Source organism: Nocardioides sp. Soil796 (assembly GCF_001429525.1).
In the GTDB taxonomy this organism is placed as follows: domain Bacteria; phylum Actinomycetota; class Actinomycetes; order Propionibacteriales; family Nocardioidaceae; genus Nocardioides.
Window position 1 is genome coordinate 13,576 of record NZ_LMSQ01000021.1, and the last position, 24,158, is coordinate 37,733.

Annotated in this window: 19 protein-coding genes and 1 tRNA gene; 9 read left to right on the plus strand and 11 right to left on the minus strand. The window is 69.7% G+C overall.

Annotated features, from left to right (window positions below; genetic code table 11):
• Window positions 1-141 precede the first annotated feature (141 nt).
• Entirely contained in the window at window positions 142-819 is a 678-nt protein-coding gene (locus ASH02_RS22930) for a DUF1345 domain-containing protein (RefSeq protein ID WP_057295525.1), read from the minus strand.
• Between the two features lie 150 nt (window positions 820-969).
• Here ASH02_RS22930 and ASH02_RS22935 point away from each other — a divergent pair, with 150 nt between their 5' ends.
• From ASH02_RS22935 to ASH02_RS22960, 6 genes are all read left to right on the plus strand, one after another.
• On the plus strand, window positions 970-1,440 hold the full coding sequence (locus ASH02_RS22935) for a hypothetical protein (RefSeq protein ID WP_056680919.1): 471 nt from the start codon (window positions 970-972) through the stop codon (window positions 1,438-1,440).
• Window positions 1,441-1,604: 164 nt separating this feature from the next.
• Window positions 1,605-2,192: a hypothetical protein gene (locus ASH02_RS22940; protein ID WP_156409842.1), complete on the plus strand. Its 588-nt coding sequence runs from the start codon at window positions 1,605-1,607 to the stop codon at window positions 2,190-2,192.
• A gap of 166 nt (window positions 2,193-2,358) precedes the next feature.
• Complete coding sequence (locus ASH02_RS22945) at window positions 2,359-3,033, plus strand: M15 family metallopeptidase (protein ID WP_056680913.1); 675 nt, start codon at window positions 2,359-2,361, stop codon at window positions 3,031-3,033.
• 289 nt (window positions 3,034-3,322) lie between these two features.
• Complete coding sequence (locus ASH02_RS22950; RefSeq protein ID WP_162262618.1) at window positions 3,323-7,957, plus strand: family 78 glycoside hydrolase catalytic domain; 4,635 nt, start codon at window positions 3,323-3,325, stop codon at window positions 7,955-7,957.
• A gap of 88 nt (window positions 7,958-8,045) precedes the next feature.
• Entirely contained in the window at window positions 8,046-10,583 is a 2,538-nt protein-coding gene (gene hrpB / locus ASH02_RS22955; protein ID WP_235539105.1) for an ATP-dependent helicase HrpB, read from the plus strand.
• Between the two features lie 300 nt (window positions 10,584-10,883).
• Window positions 10,884-10,957: transfer RNA gene (locus tag ASH02_RS22960), tRNA-Ile, on the plus strand.
• Between the two features lie 91 nt (window positions 10,958-11,048).
• Here the strand turns inward: ASH02_RS22960 and ASH02_RS22965 are convergent.
• The 9 genes from ASH02_RS22965 to ASH02_RS23005 all read right to left on the minus strand — a co-directional run bounded on the left by ASH02_RS22965 (window position 11,049) and on the right by ASH02_RS23005 (window position 20,429).
• Window positions 11,049-12,155, minus strand: coding sequence for a pyridoxal-phosphate-dependent aminotransferase family protein (locus ASH02_RS22965; protein WP_057295528.1), 1,107 nt, complete (start codon window positions 12,153-12,155; stop codon window positions 11,049-11,051).
• A gap of 24 nt (window positions 12,156-12,179) precedes the next feature.
• Window positions 12,180-13,547 (minus strand): FAD-binding oxidoreductase, encoded by a 1,368-nt coding sequence (locus tag ASH02_RS22970; RefSeq protein WP_056680895.1) that lies wholly within the window; start codon window positions 13,545-13,547, stop codon window positions 12,180-12,182.
• A gap of 44 nt (window positions 13,548-13,591) precedes the next feature.
• The gene (locus ASH02_RS22975; RefSeq protein ID WP_156393594.1) at window positions 13,592-14,287 is read right to left on the minus strand and encodes a thermonuclease family protein; all 696 of its coding nucleotides are present in this window, start codon (window positions 14,285-14,287) and stop codon (window positions 13,592-13,594) included.
• A gap of 164 nt (window positions 14,288-14,451) precedes the next feature.
• A complete protein-coding gene (locus ASH02_RS22980; RefSeq protein ID WP_056680888.1) occupies window positions 14,452-16,110 on the minus strand; it encodes a sigma-70 family RNA polymerase sigma factor in 1,659 nt (552 codons plus the stop codon).
• 4 nt (window positions 16,111-16,114) lie between these two features.
• Window positions 16,115-16,807, minus strand: coding sequence for a hypothetical protein (locus ASH02_RS22985; RefSeq protein ID WP_056680885.1), 693 nt, complete (start codon window positions 16,805-16,807; stop codon window positions 16,115-16,117).
• Window positions 16,804-17,211, minus strand: a complete 408-nt coding sequence (locus ASH02_RS22990; RefSeq protein ID WP_056680882.1) for an LPXTG cell wall anchor domain-containing protein — start codon at window positions 17,209-17,211, stop codon at window positions 16,804-16,806. Before ASH02_RS22990 ends, ASH02_RS22985 begins: the two co-directional genes overlap by 4 nt.
• Window positions 17,212-17,232: 21 nt before the next feature.
• Window positions 17,233-18,315: a glycosyltransferase family 2 protein gene (locus tag ASH02_RS22995; protein ID WP_200959231.1), complete on the minus strand. Its 1,083-nt coding sequence runs from the start codon at window positions 18,313-18,315 to the stop codon at window positions 17,233-17,235.
• Window positions 18,316-18,424: 109 nt separating this feature from the next.
• Window positions 18,425-19,831 (minus strand): serine/threonine-protein kinase, encoded by a 1,407-nt coding sequence (locus tag ASH02_RS23000; RefSeq protein WP_156393593.1) that lies wholly within the window; start codon window positions 19,829-19,831, stop codon window positions 18,425-18,427.
• A 55-nt stretch (window positions 19,832-19,886) separates the two neighbouring features.
• Window positions 19,887-20,429, minus strand: a complete 543-nt coding sequence (locus ASH02_RS23005) for a hypothetical protein (RefSeq protein WP_057295529.1) — start codon at window positions 20,427-20,429, stop codon at window positions 19,887-19,889.
• 140 nt (window positions 20,430-20,569) lie between these two features.
• Between ASH02_RS23005 and ASH02_RS23010 the strand changes: the two genes are divergently transcribed.
• From ASH02_RS23010 to ASH02_RS23020, 3 genes are all read left to right on the plus strand, one after another.
• Window positions 20,570-21,379 carry a PP2C family protein-serine/threonine phosphatase gene (locus ASH02_RS23010; protein ID WP_056680872.1) on the plus strand — a complete coding sequence of 270 codons (810 nt, stop codon included), beginning with the start codon at window positions 20,570-20,572 and terminating at the stop codon, window positions 21,377-21,379.
• Between the two features lie 143 nt (window positions 21,380-21,522).
• Window positions 21,523-22,062: a DUF3145 domain-containing protein gene (locus ASH02_RS23015; RefSeq protein ID WP_056680868.1), complete on the plus strand. Its 540-nt coding sequence runs from the start codon at window positions 21,523-21,525 to the stop codon at window positions 22,060-22,062.
• Between the two features lie 14 nt (window positions 22,063-22,076).
• Window positions 22,077-23,147, plus strand: a complete 1,071-nt coding sequence (locus ASH02_RS23020; protein WP_235539106.1) for an alpha/beta hydrolase family protein — start codon at window positions 22,077-22,079, stop codon at window positions 23,145-23,147.
• 33 nt (window positions 23,148-23,180) lie between these two features.
• Here ASH02_RS23020 and ASH02_RS23025 read toward each other — a convergent pair whose 3' ends face one another.
• Window positions 23,181-24,050 (minus strand): crotonase/enoyl-CoA hydratase family protein, encoded by an 870-nt coding sequence (locus ASH02_RS23025; RefSeq protein ID WP_057295530.1) that lies wholly within the window; start codon window positions 24,048-24,050, stop codon window positions 23,181-23,183.
• Window positions 24,051-24,158 lie beyond the last annotated feature (108 nt).

The window sequence follows — 24,158 nt, forward strand, 5'->3', positions numbered from 1 at the left end:
TCCTCGCCGCACCCGCCATCTCGTCGCCTCCGGTTCTCTTGGTCAGAACGGTTCGAAGTTGAGCCCTTCCTGCACGTTAGCGCCAGGACGGCTCAGGTCGCACCCGTGAGTACGGCGCGGTGCCGGTGCTCCCACGGGGAGTCAGCCGGTGGCCACCCCGGCAACGAGATTGATGGTGGTGGCCAGGACGACGGCTCCGAACAGGTAGGAGAGGAGCGAGTGTCGCAACACCACCGACCGGATCGTCGAGCTCGACACGTCCGTGTCGGAGACCTGGTAGGTCATCCCGAGGTTGTAGCTGAAGTAGAAGAAGTCGCGATAGGCCGGTGACTCGTCGGAGTTGAAGTCGATCCCACCGCCCTTTGCTCCCGCGGCCCCGTAGTAGAGGTGTGCGTAGCGAGTGGCGTACATCAGGTGCAGGTCGGCCCAGGCCATGAAGACCCCGCACAGGGCCGTCGCAGCGGCCGCGTCGCCAGTGTCGGAGCGTCCTAGGACGAGCACGGCCACGATGCCGAACAGCCCGCCCAGTGAGATCAGCAGGACGAGCAGCTCCTCGAGTACCGGGCGGAAGTCCTCACGTCGAGCATTGGCAGCCGTGGCACGCGCGTCGAGCGGCCACAGCACCATCCACCCGCACACGGCGAACGCGACGTGCGTGACCGTGACTCCGATCAGGATGCCGAGCGGGATGTTGAGTGCGAGCACGCAGGCCACGCCCGCGACGGCACCCAGCAGCACCGACCCGATGACCCGCGGGATCGCCGCCACGGGCAGCCTGCCGCCACTGCTGGACCCGCTGTGCCGTTCGTCCCCGCTCATGACGGTTCAATATGCGCCAGCGCTTCATTGCCCGCAAGTGGGGAGAGGTTCGGATGGGGTGGCTGCGGAGCGCATCGGGGCACAATGTCCAAGAACAGTGCAGGTCAACGAGCCGTGCATTCGACGTGTGTTCCGAGAGAGGCGATCTCCATGAATGAGTCGGCGAGCTTCGACCAGGCTGCCAAGCAGCGAGTCAGACAAGCTCTCGAGGCCAGGGCTGCGGATCACCTGCGGTCCTTCGAGAACACCGTCAGGCAGGAGCGGTCCGCAGCCGAGCTGGACCAGGAGGCGACGCACTCGGTCGACGACCTGTCGCAGTCGGACGAACAGGGGGAGCTCTCAGGGCTCCTCGGCGCTGCGGAAGACCATCAGCAGGCGGGACTGGCCCGGATCGACGATCTCGACTTCGGCCCCAAGGACACTGTCGGACCGGGCGCGATCGTCGGTTTCGGAGGCGACCGCTACGTGGTCGGTGTCGTCGCGAGCGCCTTCGAGTGCGACGGAGTGACCTACGAGGGAATCTCGACGGACTCCCCGATCTACGCGTCGGTCGAGGGTCTGCGGGTGGGTGACACCTTCAACTTCGGCGGCCGCGAGCACCGCATCGACCTCGTGTCGTGAACGAGCCGTCATAGCGCGACGCCGGTGAGCCGCGCCAGTTCGAGTCCACCCGAGCCTTTGCATTTCGGCTTTCCACGGCCCACCCATCAGCAGTTCTTCGCAAGCGCCTGCGGCTTCGGTGGACGGAAACTACGATGAAGGATCATTCATCGGGAGGCGCTTTCATGTCACGTTTCACTGCTGCGCTCTGCGCCCTGCTCTGCGCCCTGGCTGGCATATCGACGGCAGACACTGCCTCGGCGTACGCCGAAGGAGGCCCCAGCATTGGTGACACACGTGTGGAGCGCGCGCCGATCGGTCAGAAGGGCGGCTTGATGAATCCCGTCGTCTGGTGCCCGAGTGGTGCCGAGCCGGCAGTCCGCACCGTCGTCGAGGGGGTCGACAACAACTTCCGCGCGGTGTGGCGCTACCGCGGCTCGCTTCCGGGGCTGTACTTCCCTCGAGTGGCAGTCGGTCGCTACGAGCTCTCGACCGAGGCGCGTTGCGGAACCCGGAGTGCGCAACGCGTCGAGGTGGTGAGAGTGCACGAGAAGACGGCCAGGACGACGATGTCCTGGAAGGAGTTCCGTCGGATCAAGCGCGGCATGACACCAACGAGGGTCAGCCGGATCGTGGGGTACAGCGGCCACGGTGGTCGCTACGGTAACCAGATGTGGCGCACCTTTGACCTGATGGCCTTCTGGCAGTACGGATCGGTTGAGTTCCGGAATGGTCGCGTGGTGCGCAAGGACTGGAAGTTCGACCACGACTGATCAGCGGGTCTCTGAGTCTGCTTCAGCGCGAGAGTTGCAGTTCGTACGTGCAGCCTGCGTGAAGTCGTACGAACTGCAACCCTCGAAGGGTGTCGGAGGCGTTGAGCGTGCGGTCCATCCGTGACAGGTTGAAGGTCCAGCAGCCGAACCTCTCGGGAGGACCCACATGCTCGTCAGACTCGCCCTGGCCTCGCTCGTCAGCCTCGCCGTGACCGCGCCGGCCAGTGCCGTACCGGTCCAGCAGACGTCGTCCGACGATCCGGAGTTCTCGGCGTCGGTGCACACGATCTCCGAGGAGTACCGCGACCGGATGATCGGTGTCTCCTGGGAGGAGGGCTGCCCAGTGCCGATCGACGACCTGCGGATCATCGAGATGAACTACCGCGGCTTCGACGGCACGGTCCATGACGGCGGGCAGCTGATGGTGCACAAGGACGTCGCCGACACGGTGGTCACGGTGTTCGGGGAGATGTTCGACGCGCAGTTCCCGATCAGGCGGATGGAGCTCATCGAGGAGTACGACGGCTCCGACGACGCGTCCATGGCCGCCGACAACACGTCGTCGTTCAACTGCCGTCCGATCACCGGCAGCCCGGGCAGGTTCTCGATCCACTCCTACGGCAAGGCGATCGACATCAACACCATCGAGAACCCTTATGTGAAGGGTGACCTGGTGCTGCCGCCTGCCGGTGAGGAGTTCCTCGACCGCGACGACGTACGCCCCGGCATGATCACCAAGAACGACCCGGTCGTGAAGGCGTTCAAGAAGCGCGGGTTCGACTGGGGCGGCGACTGGCACTCGCTCAAGGACTACCAGCACTTCGAGGCCAAGAAGTCCTGAGCACGCGCCCGAGGGTCTTCCCTCAGGTGTTCCTGACCGGATCCTGTCACATTTGTGGCGTCGGTCACACCCCACGCCTAGAGTCGCCTGAAACGTTGCAATTCAGGAGACTCCCTTGCTTGTGTCACGCTCCCACGTCCGCAGCATCACCTCCGGTGTCAGCCGACGCTCGCGGCGACGACAACTCGTCGTCACGGGTTGCGCGTTCGTACTCCTGACCGGCGGGGTCCTGGCAGGCATGTCCGGGCCAGCCATCTCCGGGCCTGCCACGGCGGCTCTGTCCCCGAGCGTGACTGGCGAAAACGACCACCTGGTCGTGGCCGGAACGAGCGTCGAGTACCTCGACGAGCCCCTCGGGCTCGACGCTCGCCGCCCGCGGTTCAGCTGGACGCTCGAGGCGGACCGGCGAGACGCCACGCAGGCGGCGTACCAAGTGCAGGTGGCCACCGGCGAGAACACCCTGGAGGCCGGTGAGGCCCTTGTGTGGGACACCGGCCGGGTGCCGACGAACGACTCGGTCAACGTCCAGTACGGCGGGGAAGCACTGACCAGCGCGACGCGGTACTACTGGCGTGTCCGTGCTTGGTCGGCGGAGGACACTGGTCCATCTGCCTGGAGCGAGATCAGCACGTTCGAGACGGGGTTGTTCGAGGCTGAGGACTGGGTCGCCCAGTGGGTCGCGCCGGCGATCTCCCGCGAAGGTGGCTCCTACCTGCGCTCGGAGATCAACCTCCCAACCGATGTGGAGCAGGTCCGGCTCTACGTCTCGGGCCGAGGCAACTACGAGCGGGGGCCGGACGGGCAGGGGATCTGCTGCGAGCAGCAGTTCGGCCTGGCCCGCGGCGTCTACGAGGCCCACATCAACGGCCAGCGGGTCTCCGACTCGCAGGTGGAGTCGACCATGGTCGACACCCGGGTGCGCGCGCTCTACCGCACCTACGACGTCACCGACCTACTCACGGCCGGCGACAACGTTCTCGGCATCCTGATCGGCGAGGACTCCGATGTGCTGGCCCAACTGCGGGTGACCACGACTGACGGTGAGGTGCTCGACTTCGGCACCGACGGGTCATGGACGTCCGCCCCCGGTCCGGTGATCCGCGCGCACCGCTATCACGGCGAGACCTACGACGCCCGCAAGGAGATCACCGGCTGGTCGACCGTCGACATGGCGCCGTCAACGACGTGGCAGCCGGTGCGTGTGAGCAGCACGGTCACGGGAAGGCTCGAGGCCGCGACGTTCGAACCGATGCGAGTGGTCCGCACCCATGAGCCGGTCGCCGTCACGTCGCCGGCCCCCGGTGTCCACGTCCTCGACTTCGGGACCAACCTGACCGGCTGGACCCAGATGTCCCTGGATCTGCCGGCGGGCGCGACGGTGACACTCAAGCATGGCGAGCGACTCTCCAACGGCCGCGTCGACAACAGCATCATCGGTGCCCAGCAGACCAGCCGCTACACCGCTGCCGGCGGCCAGGTGACCTGGGAACCGTCGTTCGTGTACGCCGGCTTCCGTTGGGTTGAGGTGACCGGGCTGCCCGGTGCCCCGGCACCCGGGACGATCGTGGCCCGCGAGGTCCACAACGACGTTGAGCCCACCGGCACGTTCTCCTCGAGCAACGACCTGCTCAACCGCCTGCACAAGGCCAACGTCCAAACAGAGTCGAACGGCCTGCACGCAGTGCCCGAGGACACCCCCACCCGTGAGAAGCGGGGCTGGATGGCCGACGCCCACATCGCCGCCGAAGCGGTCATCAACAACTTCGGTGTGGCTGCCTTCTACTCCAACTGGGTCGAGGAGATGCGCTCCGCACAACAGGGGGACGGCCGCGTGCCGGACATCGTCCCGACCGAGCCCGCCGGCGCGTGGGAGACCCGGTCCGACCCCGCCTGGGCGGTTGCCCACGTGCTGATCCCCGCCTACGTGAACGAGCGGTACGCCGACACGCGGGTCCTGGCCGAGCACTACGACTCACTACGCGACTACCTCGCCTACCTCGAGACCACCACCAGCGGCGATCTGCTGACCTCGCCCGTGAACACCTGGGGCAACGACTGGCTGGCGCTGGAGAACACTGACTCGGTGCTGTTCCGCAGCGGCTTCTACCTCTGGGCCCTGCGTGAGGGCGCCGACGCGGCACGTCAGCTGGACAAGGGCGACGACGCGGAGCAGATGGACGACCGAGCCGATCGAGTCGCGTCCGCGATCAACGAGCGGTACTTCGACGAGGAGGCTGAGTCCTACGGCTCGAGCCAGTTCGCCAACGCCTTCCCCCTGGTCCTCGACATCGTGCCCGACGGGCACGTGGAGGGGGTGGTCGACAATCTCGTTCGGGACGTCGTCGACGAACGTGGCGGTCACTTCACCGGCGGCCTGCCCGGGATCAAGTACATCCCGGAGGCGCTGGCCCTGCACGGCCACTCCGACGTGGTCCTCGACGTGGTCACGAACACCGCGTATCCCGGCTGGGGCTACATGCTGGAGAACGGCCCGGGGACGATCTGGGAGGACTGGGGCGGGGCCTCGTCCCTCAACCACCCGATGTTCACCTCGATCGACAACTGGCTCTACGACTCGGTCGCCGGGATCGACCAGGCGCCGGGGTCGACGGGCTACCAGCACTCCGTCGTGGCTCCCCAGGTCACGGACCGGCTCGGCCAGGGCAACGGCAGTGTCACCACGCCGTACGGCACCCTCTCGAGCGCCTGGAAGCACGTCGGCGGGCGTCTGGTCCAGACCGTCACCGTGCCGGTCAACACCACTTCGGAGGTGACCGTCCCGGCCGACTCGGCGCGGTCGGTGCTCGAAGGAACGGGGTATGCCCAGGACGCCGTCGGCGTGCACAGCCTGCGTGAGACCTCTGACGGGGTCGTGGTCACCGTCGGATCGGGCACCTACGAGTTCAGGTCGGACGCCGTGCTCGGGATGCTCGGCAGCGCCGACGACGCCCTGAGGGCGCTCGACACTCGGCTGGACGGGCCGGGCGTGACAGCTGCGGCAACCCGCAAGCTCTCTCGCGACGTGGGCCTGGCACGCCGGGACGTCCAGGGCGCCATCGATGCCCGGATGGGCGGTGCGTCCCTCGACCGGGTGCGAGAGCTCGCCGCCGAGGCGCTCGGTCGCTTGCACGTGCTGGCGGTCCATGTCGACGACCTCGAGGCGGACGGCCAGCTCACCGGCGCGGCCGCGGCGGAGGTACGCCGGCACCTCGAGCAGGCTCGCGGCGAGCTGTCCACGCTCGTCACCCGCTCCGACGGCATCACCGTCGAGTTGGAGCCGGTCGACGACGCGGTCGCCGGGAGCGCCCTCGACGCTCGCCTGGTGGTGACGAACGGTTCGACCAAGCCGCTCACCCGGGCCGCAGCGCTGCTGTTGGCCCCTGACGGCTGGGCCGTCCGGACGGACTCAACGCTGCCCAGCGCGATCTCTCCAGGTCAGTCCGCCACGGCTGTCTTCAGGGTGACGGTGCCGCTCGCGCAGCCGCTCGGAGAGGTGGTGCTGGAGGGCAGTTTCTCCGCGGCCCGCAACGGCACTCGGCTGCGGGTGCCCGTCAGGCTCCCGGTATCGGTGCGGAGTCCGGTGTCGATCGACACTGTCCGTGCCCTGCCGCGCGTGCTCGAGACCGAGGACACCGACACCGTGGTGAGCGCAACGATGTCCAACCGGTCGCAGCAGTCGGTCCAGGTCACCTTGGCCGTCGAGAACGCGCCCGAGGGGTGGACGGCGCCAGGAACGACGGCGGTGGAGATCCCGGCCGGGGCGACTCGTAGCGCGTCGCTGACCCTCCAGCGCACCGCGGAGTCCGCGTCTGGTGGCGACATCGTGGTGTCCGCCTCTTCCGGCGGGCAGGAGTGGGCGCAGGCGCGCACGTCAGCCTTCGTTCGCGGCGCGGGCTGCGACCTCGACCCCCGCGGTGAGGCCTGTCTGACAACGGACTTCACCCTCCTCCACAACTTCGAGGAGGGTGCTGAGGGGTGGATCGCGGGGGAGTACGTCACCTCGGCAAGTTCGGTGCCGAGCATGGCGAACAGCCCCGGTGCCGCCCGGCTCGGCAGGCGACTGCTCGAGGCGACCGCCGCCGCCAACACCCCGGCCGACGCGTGGCGCACGGTCTCGGTGCGCGAGCCGGTGCCGGTCCCGCTCGGACGGGCGAACGCGCTCGTGGTCCACGTCAATGCGTACGGAGGTGCGCCCAGCGGGCCGTACCAGGCCCGCGTGGTGCTCCGGGACAGCACCGGGTCGACCCTCGAGAAGACCCAGGCCATCAGCCCTGATGCCTGGACCGAGGTCCGCGTGCCCTTCGGGGACTGGGCCGGTGTGGACCTGGTGTCGATCGAGGTGTCCTTCCGGGCTGCCGGTGACCGGGTGTGGCCGGGCAACTTCCAGATCGACCAGGTGGGCCTCGATGCCGCAGAGCCGCCGCCCAGCCAGTCGCTGAACCTGGCAGCTGGACGGCCGGTCGTGGCGCGCGCCACGCTCAACTGCTGCGCGTGGGGGAACGCGAACCTCGTCGACGGTGTCCGCGCCAGCACCCCGTCGAGCCGCGGCTACACCAGTGACCCGCCGCGCGGCGATCCGGACAACGTGGAGTGGGTGCAGGTCGACCTCGGGCAGGTGCGGCAGCTGAGCAGCGTGTGGCTCTGGCCGCGGACCGCGACGGCCGGTGAGCCGGTCGGCAACGGTGGCGCCGGCTATCCCGACACCTTCGCGGTGGAGGTCTCCGACGACGGGGTCACGTGGTCGACGCTGCGCAGCCTCACTGGAGAGACCTCGGACGGCAGCCGGGGGATGGGCTATGACGTCGAGGGCGAGGGCCGCTTCGTGCGCGTACACGTGACCAAGCTCGGGCGGAGCGCCCCGGACGAGTCATCGCAAGGCTTCTACCGGCTGCAGTTGGCCGAGCTGGAGGTCTACGGCCCCTGAGGACAGGGGTCGGCGGGGCGATCAAGGATCGGTCGCCGGCGCCCACGGCACCGCTGACGTCTGGACACGGGTCGGGCACACTGCAGGCGTGCCGTCTCCGTCCACTCCGTCGATCGTTCGACTGCTTGCCGACCCGCCCGACTTGCCGGTCGTGGCTGGGCTGCCCGCGATCACCGAGGCACTGAGGGCGCGCGGGCTGGTGGTCGTCCATGCCCCACCGGGCACCGGCAAGACCACTCTCGTCCCGCCGTGCGTCGCCGCAGACCTCGGCGGACGCGTCGTGGTCACCCAACCGAGTCGGATCGCGGCCCGTGCCGCGGCCCGACGCCTGGCCGGGCTGCTCGGAGAGCGGGTGGGCGAGACCGTCGGCTACGCCGTCCGCGGCGACCGCCGGGTCGGTGCATCCACCCGGATCGAGGTCGTCACCACCGGACTGCTGTTGCGGCGCATCCAGCACGACCCGGCGCTTCCGGGCGTCGATGCGGTGATTCTGGACGAGGTGCACGAGCGCCATCTCGACGCCGACGTCGCGCTCGCCCTGTTGATCGATCTTCGACAGAACCTGCGCGAGGACCTCCGCCTGGTGGCGATGTCGGCGACGATCGAGGCCGAGCGTACGGCGAACCTGCTCGGCGGCGATGCGCCTGCGCCGGTGGTGAGCGTGCCGGGCGCGCTGCACCCCGTGGAGCAGGTCTGGTGCCCGCTGCCGGCCGGCCGGAGGCGCACGGACGACCGTGGCATCACCCCGGCCTTCCACGACCATGTGGCCGCCACCGTACGGCGGGCGTTGGCCGAGCACCACGGTGACGTTCTCGTCTTCGTGCCCGGTGTCGCCGAAGTCGACCAGACCGTACGCCGACTCGCCGGCACCGGTGTCGACGTACATTCCCTGCACGGTCGGCTGCCGACGGCGCAGCAGGACCGCGCGCTCACTGAGGGGCCCGGACGAAGGGTGGTGGTCTCGACCGCGGTCGCGGAGTCGTCGCTGACCGTCCCTGGTGTGCGGGTCGTCGTGGACGCCGGGTTCTCCCGCGAGCCACGGACCGATCACCGGCGCGGGCTGGCCGGGCTTGTCACGGTGGCGGTGAGTCGGGCGTCCGCCGAACAACGCGCGGGGCGAGCCGGTCGCCTGGGGCCTGGTGCCGTGCTGCGTTGTTGGTCGGAGGCAGACCACGCCCATCTGGCGGCGCATCCCGAGCCCGAGATCGCCACCGCGGACCTCACCGCGTTCGCCCTCGAGGTGGCGCGCTGGGGGAGTCCCGACGTCTCGGGGCTCGCCCTGCTCGACCCGCCGCCGGTGCATGCCATGGCGGCCGCGCGGTCCACGCTGCTCGAGCTGGGGGCGGTCGACGACGAGGGACGGGTCACAGCGCGTGGCCAACGGATCGCGGACGTCCCGGCCGACCCCAGACTGGCACGAGCCCTGATCGACGGTGCGCCGTTGGTCGGCGCACGCCGGAGTGCCGAGATCGTCGCCATGCTCGCGGAGGACGTCCGCGCCCCCGGAGGCGACCTGGTCGCAGCCCTTCGCGGCCTACGCGGTGGGCACCATGCCGGCGCCTGGAAGACACAGGTCGGACGACTCCAGGCGATCGCCGGTCCGGACGAGCCGGGTCGAGTTCTCCAGACGCCCGCTGCGCAGCTCACCGACGACGTCGCCGCGGGGCTCGTCGTGGCCCTCGCCCACCCCGACCGGATCGCCCGCAAGCGCAAGGGATCGGCCGGCTACCTGATGGCGTCCGGCACCGGCGCGGAACTCGACCCGCGGAGCCCCGGACCCCTGGCCGGGCTCGAGTGGCTGGCGATCGCCGATGCCGACCGGCGGCCCGGAAGGCCTGAGGCCACGATCCGTTCGGCTGCGCCGTTGACCGAGGACCTCGCCCTCGAGGCGGCAGCGTCGTTGTGGACCGAGGACGACGAGGTCTCCTGGACCGACGGCCGTGTGGTCGCCCGTGGACGCACGAGCCTGGGCGCCATCGAGTTGAGCTCCGTGCCGATCAGCGACCCGCCCGTCGAACTCGTGACGGCGGCAATCCGCGACGGCCTGGCCACGGACGGACTCGGTGTCCTTCGCTGGTCGGACTCGGCGGTCTCGCTGCGTGCGCGTCTCGCCTTCCTGCACAGATCGTTGGGCGAGCCGTGGCCCGACGTCAGTGACGGCGCACTGACGGAGAATCTCCAGTCCTGGTTGGGATCTGACCTCGCACGCGTCCGCGGCGCTAAGGACCTGCACCGCATCGACGTGACGAGCGCGCTGCGACGCATGCTGCCCTGGCCCGAGGCCGGGAGACTCGACGAGCTCGCGCCCGAGCGGGTCGCCGTACCCAGCGGATCGAACGTGCGGATCGACTACGAAGGCGAGCAGCCGGTGCTCGCCGTGAAGCTGCAGGAGGTGTTCGGCTGGACCTCGGCTCCCGCACTGGCCGACGACCGCGTGCCGATCCTCCTGCACCTTCTCTCGCCGGCCCGCCGCCCGGCCGCGGTGACCGCCGACCTCGACTCCTTCTGGGACAACGGCTACCCGCAGGTGCGGGCCGAGCTGCGTGGCCGCTATCCGAAGCACCCGTGGCCCGACGACCCTCGCGCCGCGCAGGCCACCCGACGCACCAAGAAGGCCGGCAGCTGAGGACCTTGGTCCCGTGGTGAGTCGACAAGGCAGGCGTATGTTCGAAGAGTGGCTGCTCGACGTCATCGGGGGCCGGAATCAGCGGCCACGTACGTCGCACTGGCCTGATCGCCGGAAAGGTCCATCCATGTCCACGTCCACCACGATGATCTGGTTCCTCAGCACGACCATTGGCGTCATGTTGCTGCTCGCTCTCGGCATGCTGGTCGCCGTCCACACCTATGACAAGCACAAGTAGGTGGGACCACTCGGTACCGACGACCACGGTCCGGCCGCGCACCCAGTAGGCTCACCCGCCGAGGGGCGGTAGCTCAGTCGGTTAGAGCAGAGGACTCATAATCCTTGGGTCGTGGGTTCGAGCCCCACCCGCCCTACTCGAGCACGACTGAAGACCGCGTGGTGGATCGCCGGCACCGGGTGCGTGCGATCCATCACGTCGTCTCTCTCTGGGTCCGGGTCGAGGCCCTACCGCCCCAGCGTCTCGGCCAGTGCCGCGAGCAGCAGCGCGACCGCGTCTGGCCGGGCGTTGGGGCCCATCAGGCCGATCCGCCACACCGACGCGGCGAACTCGCCCGCCCCGCCGCCGATCTCGATGTCGTAGCGCTCGAGCAGGGTGCGCCGTACGGCGGCGGAGTCGATGCCGTCCGGGACGCGCACCGTGGTCAGGTCAGGCAGCCGCGAGCCCTTCTCCGCGAACAGCTCGAGGCCCATCGCCTCGAGCCCGTCCTGGAGTGCCTGGCCTGCGGCCGCGTGGCGCGCCCACACGTTCTCCAGGCCCTCGTCGAGGATCCGGCCCAGTCCGGCGTGCAGGGAGCTGATCATCGCCACGGGCGCGGTGTGGTGGTACGTGCGGCCGCCACCCTTGGCGCCGGCCTCGCCGACGTACCCACCGAGCAGGCCCAGGTCGAGGTACCACGACTGTGGCCGTTCGACCCGCCGGGCGAACGCGCGGTCGTTGATGGTGAAGGGGGCCAGGCCGGGTGCGACGCCCAGGCACTTCTGGGTGCCGGCGTAGCCGACGTCGATGCCCCAGTCGTCGGCCCGCAGCTCGATGCCTCCGATCGAGGTGACCGCGTCGACGACGAGGAGGGCGTCGGTGGAGGCATGGACCGCGTCGCCCAGCGTGGCGATGTCGGAGCGGACACCGGTCGACGTCTCCGCGTGAACGGCAGCCACGATCTTCGGGGAGGGGTGGGCGGCCAGCACCCGCTCGGGGTCGATCGCCGTGCCCCACGTGTGCTCGACCGGGACCACCTCCGCGCCACAGCGGCTGGCCACCTCGCACATCCGCTGGCCGAACAGCCCGTTGACGGCGACCACGACGACGTCGCCGGGGTGCACCGTGTTGACGAAGGCGGCCTCCATGCCGGCCGAACCGGTCGCGGAGAGGGGGAGGGTCCGCGCGTTGTCGGTGCCCCACGCCACGCGCAGCCGGTCGCAGGTCTCGTCCATGATCGTGAGGAACGCCGGGTCGAGGTGGCCGAGCAGCGGTCGAGCCAGGCCCTCGGTGGCCTCGGGGTAGGGGTTGCTCGGGCCGGGGCCGAACAGGTGGCGTTGGACGATCGATGTCATGTGTTCTCCTCTGTGGGACTGCGGCTACAGCACGGCGCCCGGGTTCAGGATGCCATCGGGGTCGAGGGCATCCTTCACGCGCCTGGTCAGGGCCATCACGTCGGCGCCGAGCTGGTCGGGGAGCGCGCCCTTCTTCGCGCGCCCCACTCCGTGCTCGCCGGTGATGGTGCCGCCGAGCGCGATGGCGAGCGCCATGACCTGGTCGAAGGCCTTGCGCGCGCCTGCCACGGCGGCAGGGTCGGCGGCGTCGTACACGACGATCGGGTGGGTGTTGCCGTCGCCGGCGTGCGCGACCACGGCGATCTCGACACCGCACTGCTCGGCGATGACGGCCATGCCGTCGATCAGGTCGGGCAGCAACGGGACCGGGACGCCGACGTCCTCGAAGAGCACGCTTCCGCGGTGCTCGAGGGCCAGGAAGGCGTTGCGTCGCGCCGAGACGAACAGGTCGGCCTCGTCCGCGTCGGTGGTGGTGAAGACCTCGGTCGCAGCCTCCTCCTCGCAGCACTGGCGGATCACGTCGATCTCGGCCTCGCAGGACGCACCGTGGGCGTCGGACTGGGCGATCAGCAGCGCGCCGGTCGACCGGTCGAGTCCGTGGGAGCGCCAGTCCTCGACGGCGTTGATCGTCGCGTTGTCCATCAGCTCCAGCATCGAGGACCGCACGCGGTTGCGGATCGCGACCACGGCCCGCGACGCGTCCGTCATCGTGGGGAAGGAGCTGACCAGGGTGGCCCCCGCCCGTTGTGCGGGGATCAGCCGCAGGATCGCGCGAGTGATGATCCCGAGGGTGCCCTCACTGCCCACGAAGAGCTTGAGCAGGGACAGCCCGGCAACGTCCTTGATCTGCTTGCCGCCCAGGGTCACGAGGGTGCCGTCGGCGAGCACCACATCCATCCCGAGGACGTAGTCGGTCGTGACGCCGTACTTCACGCAGCACAGGCCGCCGGCGTTGGTGGCGAGGTTGCCGCCGATCGAGCAGATCTCGTACGACGACGGGTCGGGCGGGTACCAGAGGCCGTGCTCGGCCGCGGCCCGCTTCACCTCGACGTTCAGCGCGCCCGGCTCGACCACGGCGACCTGGCAGGCAGAGTCGATCTCGATCGCGCGCATCCGGTCCAGCGAGATCGTGATCCCTCCGTCGACGGCGGAGGAGCCGCCCGACAGCCCGGTCCCGGCACCGCGGGGAACCACGGGTATTCGATGGGCGGCCGCCCACCGGACCGCCTGCTGCACCTGGGCGGCCGTCTCGGCGCGGACCACGGCGGCGGGCAGCCCGGCCGAGCCGTCGCGCGCGAAGTCCTCGCGGTACTTCTCGACCTCGGCCGCGCCGGTCACCACCACCCCTTCGGGCAGCTCGGCCACCAGCTCGGCGACGGCGTCGATCTCCATGTAGCCGAGTGTGCCAGCGATTCAGCGGGCCAGGGGATCTGGTCTCAGCAGGTGCGCCAGTTGCCCAGCCGGGCGTTCTTCGCGGCCGCCTGGGCCAGTCGGTAGTTGCGGGTCAGCTGGAACGGCTTGTTGTTGTAGACGTAGACCCGGGCCAGTCCCCGTCGCACCTGCATGCGGTTGACGTCCTTGCCGGTCGACCGCTTCACGACGTACCGCAGGTCGCGGCCGTAGCGGTCGGCGTACGCCTGGGTCGGGTCCGAACGCAGCAGCACCCGGGTGCCGACCGGCAGGATGCGCTTGAGTGCCCGTGACGCCGCGGGGCCGCCGCACTGGACGGTGCCGTAGACCTCGGGGGTGTTGATCCCGATCATCCGGACCGTACGCCGACGGCCGTTGCCGAGGCGCACGTTCACGGTGTCACCGTCGACCACCTTGGTGATCCGGGCGAGCTGGCGCAACGTGGCCTTGGGCTTGGGCTCCGTCGTCCCGGTCTGGCCGGAGCCGGTGCTGCCGCAGGGACAGGGGAGCGACTCGCAGGCCCGGCCGTCGTTGTCGGAGCCGTCGAGACGGTGCGGGTCCGAGGCGGGGTCGTTGTTCTCGAAGAACGTCTGCGCGGCCTGCTGGGTCGAGAAGTCGGAGCAGTCGCGGTCGACGAACGCATACGCCGGCGCGGAGAGGGCCATCACGCCGCTGACCAGGGCGAGCGCGAGAAGGCATGGAGCAAGGACGGAGCGTTGCACGAGGATCCCCCAGGAAAGAACGGAATGAAGTCCCGAGGTTAGGCAGCGGTGCTACCCGTCCGCAGCGCAATGACGCCAAATGGCCCAAGGGGACTATCCGGCATGGTCCGCTCAGGAAGTTGATGTCCTGTCAGCAGCCCGTCGAACGCTCGAGGCGTCAACGCTCACGGCGCGGGGAGCTGTTGCGCCCAGCCGTCGTTCGCGGGGTTGGGGTCGTCGTTGCCGGGACTGCTCGAGGTGACCGTGACGGTCGCCTGCCCCGCGAGAAGCAGGTCGAACGCGAGCGTGCTCTGCGTGCCGGGAGTGCTGCTGGTGCGGCACGACATCACGACCTCGGACCCACGGGTCGGCGGGTTGCACGCCCACACGGCGTACCTGCCGGCGGCATGCACCTCGACGTTCGCCGGCGTGTCGACGTGGACGGTGACCTCGGTTGTCGGTGCGGCCACCACGTCGAGCTCGACGTGGTACCAGGACTGGCCGTCCTGGACGAACGTGCTGCTCCTCAGCGGCTGCACGGCCACATCGACGGTGGTCGTGGGAGGGCCGAGTGGCGCGGTCGGTTCAGAGGGCAGGGCGGGCGCTGAAGGGAGTGCCGTGAGCAGTTGCTCGGCTGCCGGGACTTTGTCGGCCCGGCTGCTCGGCGCCACCGGGGCACGCGGCGGACGCCGGCGCGCACTGGAGGTGCCGGTCTCCCCGGAGCCTGCTTCAGTGCGCGCCTCCTGTGCGGGCGCGGCGGGGATCCTCGTCCACGGAGGCCGTTCGCCGGGTCGCTCGGGGCGTAGGAAGGTGGGCGGCGCCGTCCTCGGGCCGGCCTCTGCCCGAGGAAGTGGCGCATCGGGCCGATTCGACAGCCACCGCTCGGTGGAGGCTCCCGCCTCGTCCACGACGGAATCGACGACGGTGAGCACCCCGGTGGTCCCGATCATCAGGCCGGCCGCCACGATGCCGACCAACGGTACGACGCGGGCAACCGTGCCGGTGAACCCACCTGTCGAGTCCCACGCCCGCGGGGACACGGCGACGGTCGCGCCGCCCAGCACCATCGGTGCCAGCAGGGCCGCGAGGTTGTCGTTGATCTGCTGCAGCTCCAGGAAGACGGCAGTGCATGCCCGGCAGCCGGGGAGGTGTCGCTCGACGAGGCCGGCCCTGGTGCCGCGCGCGACGCCTCGGACGTACGCCGGGAGAACGGAGACGACGTCATGGCAGTGTGCATCGGCAGTGTCTGCCGCGTGATCGGCGAGGTAGGACTGTCGCAGGCCTTCGCGAGCGCGGAAGCTGAGCGCGGCCACCCCGTTCTGCGTCAGCCCCAGGTGGCGACCTGCCTCGGCCAGGGGGAGCCCCTCGACGACCGTGTACCAGAGGACCGCCTGCCAGCGTTGGGGGAGCGAGCGGAAGGCGCGCTCGACGGCCGCGTTCTCGAGCCGACTGCTCAGGTCATCGGGGATCACGGTGTGCTCGCCGAACACCTCGAAGTCGTCGGTGAGGAGTTGTCGGGCGTCCTGTTGGCTGCGACGGGAGTGCAGGCGGCGGATCGTGGTGTAGAGGTAGGGCCGGAAGGCTATGTCGGGCCCCTTGCCGTTCTGCAGGGCGCGCAGGATCTGCGCGAAGGCCTCCGACACCAGGTCGTCGGCGTGGGACCTGCCGCCGACGTACGACGCGACCCGGCGGGCCGCCTCACCGTGCCTGGCGAACAGCTCACCGAAGTGTTCCAGCTTGCCGCCCCGCACCAGCGTGATGAGTTCCTGGTCGCTGAGGACTGCGGCGCTGGGCCTCGTGGCGACTGTCATGACGTCCTTGGGACGGTCGGGACGATGCTTCATGACGTCATTCCGTGCTCGAGGCGGCCAGGCAGCCCAGCAGGGACTGGGCTGCCTCGTGTCGAGCCGGAAGTGGTTCGAGCCAGACCCGGCACAGGCCGACTCTCAGTCGCTGGCGGGGTGCGGCCAGCAGTTCGGCGACCTGGACACAGGCGCGGGCGAGCCTCGCGGTCCGTTCGGCGATGACGACAGCCCGGTGCGGGCCGATGCCGGCAATGACCTCGTCGCCGTCGAAGACCATGCGCAGCGACTCCCCGACCGCGGCCAGCTGCAGACCAGCAACGCACGCCGTGGCCGGTGCAGGACGCCGGAGCTCGACGACAACCAGCTCGTGCGACTGCTTCACCGGCACTCCGGTCGCGGCGGTGCGGGCCGACGCCTGGTACAACGCCGAGAGTTGGGTCTGGGCGTGCTGGAGCGTCGCCAGGCCGGTGGCAGGGTCCTCGCAGCGTGAGGCGTGGGTGCGCTCGAGCACCGAGTCGGACCAGGCCAGTGCCGCGGCACGGAGAACCGCGACTCCGGCCCGCCGTCGGTTTGCCTGGGTGCAGGCCAGATCCAGGTCCTCGAGGAAGACCGCGAAGGGCTCGCCCTGGACGGCGTACTCCCGCGCGATCTCGGCTATCACCCCCTGGCTTCGACGGCCGCTGGCCAGCGCGGTCGTCAGCTCGTCGAGGCGGGAGTGTTCGGGGAGCGTGGTCATGATCGCGGGGCCACACCCGCCGGCAGCAGGTTCCGCACCGCCAGCCCGAGGTAGCCGATGGTGAACAGCGCGACGGCCAGGCCGGTAGCGCCCCACCCACTGCCGGTCCGTCCGTCGACCACGGCCGAGGTGACCAGGAGACCCATGACCGCCAGGGTGGCGCCGGCGAGGACCAGGGCCCCGACGGGGCGGCGGCGGCGGTGGCGCGGTTCGTGCTTCCGGCGCATCAGCGTGACACCGACGGTGATGAGGGTGACTGCCGCAAGGAGCGCCAACAGGGTGGTGGTGGGTGCGCCGGTGTTGGGCAGGACGCCGGAGGTCGGTGCGGCACCACCTTCGAGGGTGCCGGAGAGGACACCGGCGCCAACGGCTCCGGGCATGGCGATGTGCGTTGTGCCGTACATGATTTCCTTCTGTGGATTCGGTCAGGTCTGTGGTGCGCCCGAGAGGTGGTGCCAGTGCGCCGGACGGCGCAGGAGAACGTCGGCTGCCGACCGCACGAGGACGGCCTGGAGGAAGAGGTCGTACACCCATTCCACGAGGAACGCGGCGGCAAGGAGCCTGGCCCGGGGGCCGGCATGCCACACGGTGACGATGCGCTCGAGCACGAAGAGGAGGCCGAGAGGGGTCCACCAGGGGTGCCACCCGAACTCTCCCGAGACGACCAGGTAACCGGTGTAGACGATGTAGAGCCACATGGCGACGAAGCCCAGGGTCATCCCGGCCTGTTGCAGGACATAGGGAAACGTGACCCGGGTCAGGCCGTAGGCGGACAGGTTCTCGAGGGCACCGCGCTGCCACCGCAGTCGCTGCCGCCAGAGGTCGCCCCAGGTGGGCATCACCTCCGTCTCCACGATGCACTCTCGCGGTGACACACACCGCAGGCCGAGGTGCTTGATGGCCAACGTGATCTCGTTGTCCTCGGTGAGGGCAGAGGTGTCATAGACCTGCCCACGGTCGCGCTCAAGACCGCGCAGCACGTCGACCCGGTGCAGCGTCGCGGTGCCGGTGAGCACGAGGGCGTCGTCGTGACGGCGACGGATCTGGCGCTGGTAGCGCGCGTACTCGTTGCGTTGCAGTGCCCCCAGGAGACCGGCCCCCGGCTCGCCGAGGAAGATCCCGCCGACCGCGCCGACCTCGGGTCGTCCTGCGAGCGTGCCCACCGCGACCTCCAGGAAGTCGGGCGCGAGGGTGGAGTCCGCGTCAGCGACCAGGACCAGGTCGCGGTCGTCGAGAGTGGGGAGCAGGCGGTGCAGCGCCTGGTTCAGTGCGCCCGCCTTCTTGTGCGTGTTGCCCGTCGACTCGACGACCTCTGCCCCTTGGTTGCGCGCGACCTGGACGGTGTCGTCCGTGCAGTTGTCGGCCACGACGAGGATGCGGCTGGGCCGACGGGACTGCTCCGACAACGACGACAGTGTTGCCGCGATGCGGTCGCCCTCGTTGTGCGCGGGGACCAGCGCGACCACGCGCTGGCTTCCTCGGATGTGCTCGACCAACTGTTCCCACACCCCCCGGTGTCCTTCCCCCTGGCCGGACCCGATCGGGCCCGGCACATGGAGAGAGCACCGGAAGGGCGGACCTGTTACGCGGGGATGAGTGTGAGGTGGGTCACGTGGCTCAGAACTCGTCGTCGATGAGGTAGGTGCCGTCCTGGTAGGCAAGCTGCAGTTGCACGTCGTCGCTGCGGTTCTTGCCGGCCTTCATCGTGTAGTCGACGTGATAGCTGATCACCAGGGAGTCGGGGTCCGCGACGATGTCGGAGACGCTTGCCTTCGCGACCGTCCCCCAGAAGCCGGTGTAGGAGCCGAATCCGTTGCTGGCGTCCTGGAACCTCGGGGTGAGCATCTCCCAGCTGCTGGCCGGGTCGGAGGTGACCGTGTCGAGATACGTGGTGATGAACTGCGACATCCCGTCGGCGGTCGGTTCGTCGGCCGGCGACTCGGATCCGGTGTCGGTCGACGTACTGCCGTCGGAGGCGTTGCCCGACGGAGAGTCGTTGTCGCGGGTCGCCAGCCAGCCGCCGACACCGGCCAGTGCCAGCACGATGGCCACCACGGCGACGATCGCACCCCACGAGCGCTTGCGGCGGTGTGGGGTCGGCGGGAGCGCGCTGGGCGGCGGCGCGGCATGCTGGTTGGCCGGCGCCGGTGCGGCCGGGATGACGGCCGTCTGCGGACTCGCGGGAGAGGGGCGGGCCGGTGCGGCGACCGGGATCGGCGGTGCGGACGCCGACGGCCCCGCGCTGAGGAACTGCGCCACCTGCTGGGCGTTCCATCGGCCCGCCGGATCGGTGTGCATCGTGGCCAGCAGCAGTGGCGCCAACCACCCGGCGCGGTCGGTGCGCGGCGGCTCGTCGTGCACCAGGCGGTAGAGGGCCCCGATCAGGTTCTCGCTCGCGTCGTACGGCGGGGAACCGGTCACCGCATGGAAGACGGTGGCGCCCAGGGACCACATGTCACTGGCCGGGCTGGCGCTCGACCCCGACGCGACCTCGGGGGAGAGGTAGGCGGGGGAGCCTGTGACCATGCCGGTCTGGGTCAGGGTCGGGTCGTTCTTCGTGCGGGCGATGCCGAAGTCACCGAGCTTGAGCCTGCCGTCGTCGGTGACCAGCATGTTGCCCGGCTTGATGTCGCGGTGCACGATGCCGGCCCGGTGGGCGGCGGCGAGGGCCTTGGCCGCCTGGCCGATGAGGTGCGCCGTCTCGTCAGGGGAGAGCGGGCCGCGTTGCCTGATGATCTCGCCGAGATCACGTGAGGGGACGTGCTCCATGACCAGCCAGTGGTCGTGTCCTTCGGTGACCAGGTCGTAGACCGCCACCACGTGCGCATGGTTGAGCATCGCCGAGACGCGGGCCTCACGGCGGACCCGTTCGACGTCGGCGCTGTCGGTGCCGGGCAGCAGCCCCACACGTTTCAGCGCCACGTCTCGACCGAGCACGACGTCGCGCGCGAGCCAGACCGCGCCCATGCCACCGCGTCCGATCTCCCGATCGAGCTGGTAGCGCCCTGCGATCAATGTGCTCACGAAACCCCTTCCTCGACTCCGCGAATCCTAGACGCCGGGTGGGGAAAGTCGGTCCTCAGCCGATGACGACGACCTCGAACTCCGAGCCGATCCGGTCCGTGCCCCACTGCAGGCCGTCGCGGTAGGCCACTTCGACAGGGTCGAGGACCAGTGCCACGGGGGTGGGCGACTCGACGCTGAGCATCAGCTGGTCCCCGCCGCCGAGATGCAGCGTGTTGCCCTCCGCGGGCAGCACGTCGGCGCAGAACCGGCTCGGGTCCGTGGTCTGCGAGATCGCCCCGTCGCGACAGATCCACGCCTCCACCTCGAGCCCGTCGACGTCGAGCCCGTCGGTCGAGCTGTCCGCGGTGCGGAACGACGTACTGCTGATGGCGAGGTCGCGTGCCTCGAGGTCGCTCCGAGTGGCACCGAGGTAGACGCGCTGCCCGACCTTCGGCGAGGCGGTCACCGTGGAGTCGGTCAGCGGGAGCGGTGCCGGGTGCCGGGCCCACCAGACAGCGACGGCGACCAGTGCGACCACGGCCGGCAGCCAGAGCCAGGGGAGCCACCGGCGGCGTGAGACCTCGAGGCCGGAGCCGGTCTCCGGGACGGATTGCATGGGGCTCAGGGTAAGCGGACGCAGTCGGAAAACACCCGGTTTGGCACACGGGGAGAAGATTGTCACGGCGAATGTCGGTCTTGACGACTTCACTCGTCACCCGCTCTACTTCCTCCTAGCCAAGGAGAGGGGTGCCTCCCATGTTGCGATTCTCGGGTGCCGGTGTGACAGACGTGGGTCTCGTGCGCGACCACAACGAGGATTCCGCCTTCGTCGGTCCCTATGTCGCCCTCGTCGCTGACGGTGTCGGTGGTGCTGCCGCGGGCGAAATCGCCTCGGCCACCACGACGTACGCCGTGTCTGCGCAGGCGATCGCACGCCCCGACGACGATCCGGTCGAGGTGCTCGGCGAGGCGGTCACGTTCGCCCGGAACCAGCTGCTCCAGGGCGTCGCCCACGACGTACGCCGCACCGGCATGGCCACCACGCTCACCGCGGTCGCCACCGACGGCACCCGCGTGGTGATGGCGCACGTCGGGGACTCGCGGGCCTACCTGCTGCACCAGGGCCGGCTGGCGCAGCTCTCGACCGACCACACCTACGTCCATCAGCTGGTGATGCAGGGCCACCTGACTGCGGCGCAGGCGCGGATCCACCCGTGGAAGAACGTCGTGCTGCGCGCGCTGCCCGGCGCTGAGATCGGCCAGGTCGAGGACGCCGACGTGCTCGAGCTGGAGGTCGAGCTGGGTGACCGGCTGCTGCTGTGCAGTGACGGCCTGAGCGACCTGGTCACCGACGACGAGATCGCCGAAGGGCTCAGGGTCGCCGATCCCCAGTCCGCCGCGGCCACCCTCGTCGAGCGTGCCCTCGAGGCCGGCGGCGTCGACAACATCACCTGCGTGGTGCTCGACGTCATCGACGGTCCGCGCGTCGTGGGCGACGGGGTGTTGCTGGGGGCCGTGCGCGACCTCGCGAACGTCGTCGACCCGGCTGCGGTCCGCACCTCCTGAACAATCTTCGGGTGATCTGCTGATCCGCTGGTATTCAGCGGCAACATGGGTCACAATGGCTCCATAACTACACATGTGTCACTTGTGTGACTTCATCTCGATTTGTCGTAGACCGCTGGGGAAGGCGTATCTCGACGCCTGAGATGGAGGAGGTCACAGTGACCACGACTGCAACGCGCACCAACACCAAGACGACGAGGGGAATCCTCTTCGTCCATTCCGCGCCGTCCGCACTGTGCCCGCACATCGAGTGGGCCGTGGGCGGCGTACTCGGTGTTGCCGTGAGCCTGGAGTGGACCCCGCAGCCTGCCCAGGCCGGGACCTACCGGGCCGAGCTCTCCTGGACCGGAGACGCCGGCTCGGCTGCTGCCGTCGCCTCCGCCCTGCGCGGCTGGAACCACCTCCGCTTCGAGATCACCGAGGAGCCGACCTCGAGCACCGAGGGTGGCCGCTACTCGTTCACGCCCGAGCTGGGTGTCTTCCACGCCGTCACCGGCCTGCACGGCGACATCATGATCCCCGAGGACCGGCTCAAGGCTGCCGTGGTCAAGGCCGCGCTGGGCGACACGACGGTGCTCAACGAGATCGACAAGCTGCTCGGCAAGCCGTGGGACGACGAGCTCGAGACGTTCCGGCACGCCGGTGACGGTGCTCCGGTCCGCTGGCTGCACCAAGTCGTCTAGCGCACACTGGAGATGTGAGCGTCGCTCCCGCACAGGGTTCGAGAACCACGTCGGCCGGTTGGCTGGCGTCGGTGCTCTGCGCCGGGCTGCTCACGGCGTGCTCCGACACGTCAGGTTCCAAGGACTCCGACGACTCGGCCGACGACGGGCCGACCTCCAGCTCGTCGACGTCCACGGGTCCCGAACCCGGCGCCGCTCCGACGATTCCGGCCAGGCCTCCGCACCCGGTCTCGTTGCCGGCCCTCATGCAGAAGTCGTACGACGGGCGCGCCCTCACGTTGGGCGCCGAGGCGGCCAGCACCTCGGCGTACACCCAGCACACCGTGAGCTACCTCAGCGGCACGATGAAGGTGTCCGGGCTGATGAACGTGCCGACCGGCAAGGGCCCGTTCCCGGCGCTGGTGCTGGCCCATGGCTACATCGACCCGGCCTACTACGACAACGGCCAAGGGATGCGGCGCGAGCAGGACTACCTGGCCCGGGCCGGCTACCTCACCCTGCACGTGGACTACCGCGGCCACGCGTTCTCCGACCCGGCGCCGCGCGCGGAGGAGTCGCTCCGGCTCGGCTACACCGAGGACGTCATCAACGCGGTGCTCGCCCTGCGCAGGTGGCGCGGACCCGTCGACGACGACCGGATCGGGCTGGTCGGTCGTTCGATGGGCGGCGGCGTCATCTACAACGCGTTGACGGTGCAGCCCGGTCTGGTCGACGCGGCCGTCGTCTTCGCACCGGTCAGCTCCGACACGGTCGACAACTTCGAGCGCTGGACCCGTCCGGAGCGCGGCGACGTGGCGACCCGCATCCTGACGAGGTACGGCGAGCCGCGGACCCACCGCAGGTTCTGGCGCAACGTCAGTCCGCGCACGTTCTTCGGCCGGGTGACCGAACCCCTGATGATCCACCACGGCACGTCGGACGACTCGTGCCCGCTGCCGTGGAGTCGTCGTACGGTGCGGGCGTTCCAGGCCCACGGCGAGCGGGTGACCTTCCACGTCTATCCCGGCGAGGAGCACGCCTTCGGCCCCCAGTGGACGCTTTCGATGGAACGCACCGTCAATTTCCTGCGCCGCACCCTCAGCTGAGAGGGCCTGAGGTCCGTCCCGAGACCGGCGCTGTCACCATGGGTGGAACGGCGGCATCTCCGAGGCCTTGCTGGTGAACTCGGGGTCGCGCTTGTCGAGGAACGCCGCGACGCCCTCCTTGCCGTCGCCGATGCTCGTGTAGAACATCGACAGCGAGTCGACCCGGTGCGCCTCGAGCGGGTGCGCGGCCGCGCTGTTGCGGTACATCATCTGCCGGGCCAGCGCGGTGCCCACCGGCGAACGGTTCGTCGTGAACTTGCGGGCCAGGGCGTACGCCGCGTCGAGCAGCTCGTCGGCCGGGTGCACCGACTTCACGAAGCGCCCGTCGCGGGCCTCCTCGGCGGTCAGGATGTCGGCGGAGTAGACCCACTCCAGGGCCTGGGAGATACCGACGATGCGGGGCAGGAACCAGGTGGAGGCGGCTTCGGGCGTGATCCCGATCCGGCCGAAGACGAAGCCGATGCGCGCCTTCTCCGAGGCCAGGCGCACGTCCATCGCGCACAGCATGGTCGCGCCGATGCCGACCGCCGCACCGTTGATCGCGCCGATGACCGGCTTGGTGCAGTTGAAGATCGCCAGCGTGACCCGGCCACCGGTGTCGCGCACACCGGTGGCGATCTCGGGGTCCTCGAGCCGGTCCTGCATGTCCGCCATGGTGGGCGTCTGGCTCTCGTCGAGTCCGAACACGTTGCCCTCGACCGAGAGGTCCATCCCGGCGCAGAACGCCTTGCCCGCGCCGGTCACCACGATCGCGCGGACGTCATCGTCCTGGCTGGCCCGGTTGAACGCCGCCTCGAGCTCGTCGGCCATCGTCACCGTGAACGCGTTCATCTGCTCGGGCCGGTCCAGGGTCAGCGTCAGGATGCCGTCGGCGACGTCATAGCGCAGCGTTTCGTAGGTCATGCCCGCAGGCTATCCGCCGGCGTACGACGGCTCTTGTGCGCCCATGTTGACACTTTGCACCCTGCCGAGGGGGTGCAAAGTGTCGTGGACAGGGCGTTACACGGGGAA

Bases quoted from the DNA above. Each gene is read 5' to 3' on its own strand.
- ASH02_RS22930 (WP_057295525.1), bottom strand. From the start codon at position 819: ATGAGCGGGGACGAACGGCACAGCGGGTCCAGCAGTGGCGGCAGGCTG.
- ASH02_RS22935 (WP_056680919.1), top strand. From the start codon at position 970: ATGAATGAGTCGGCGAGCTTCGACCAGGCTGCCAAGCAGCGAGTCAGA.
- ASH02_RS22940 (WP_156409842.1), top strand. From the start codon at position 1,605: ATGTCACGTTTCACTGCTGCGCTCTGCGCCCTGCTCTGCGCCCTGGCT.
- ASH02_RS22945 (WP_056680913.1), top strand. From the start codon at position 2,359: ATGCTCGTCAGACTCGCCCTGGCCTCGCTCGTCAGCCTCGCCGTGACC.
- ASH02_RS22965 (WP_057295528.1), bottom strand. From the start codon at position 12,155: ATGACATCGATCGTCCAACGCCACCTGTTCGGCCCCGGCCCGAGCAAC.
- ASH02_RS22970 (WP_056680895.1), bottom strand. From the start codon at position 13,547: ATGGAGATCGACGCCGTCGCCGAGCTGGTGGCCGAGCTGCCCGAAGGG.
- ASH02_RS22980 (WP_056680888.1), bottom strand. From the start codon at position 16,110: ATGAAGCATCGTCCCGACCGTCCCAAGGACGTCATGACAGTCGCCACG.
- ASH02_RS22985 (WP_056680885.1), bottom strand. From the start codon at position 16,807: ATGACCACGCTCCCCGAACACTCCCGCCTCGACGAGCTGACGACCGCG.
- ASH02_RS22990 (WP_056680882.1), bottom strand. From the start codon at position 17,211: ATGTACGGCACAACGCACATCGCCATGCCCGGAGCCGTTGGCGCCGGT.
- ASH02_RS23005 (WP_057295529.1), bottom strand. From the start codon at position 20,429: ATGCAATCCGTCCCGGAGACCGGCTCCGGCCTCGAGGTCTCACGCCGC.
- ASH02_RS23010 (WP_056680872.1), top strand. From the start codon at position 20,570: ATGTTGCGATTCTCGGGTGCCGGTGTGACAGACGTGGGTCTCGTGCGC.
- ASH02_RS23015 (WP_056680868.1), top strand. From the start codon at position 21,523: ATGGAGGAGGTCACAGTGACCACGACTGCAACGCGCACCAACACCAAG.
- ASH02_RS23025 (WP_057295530.1), bottom strand. From the start codon at position 24,050: ATGACCTACGAAACGCTGCGCTATGACGTCGCCGACGGCATCCTGACG.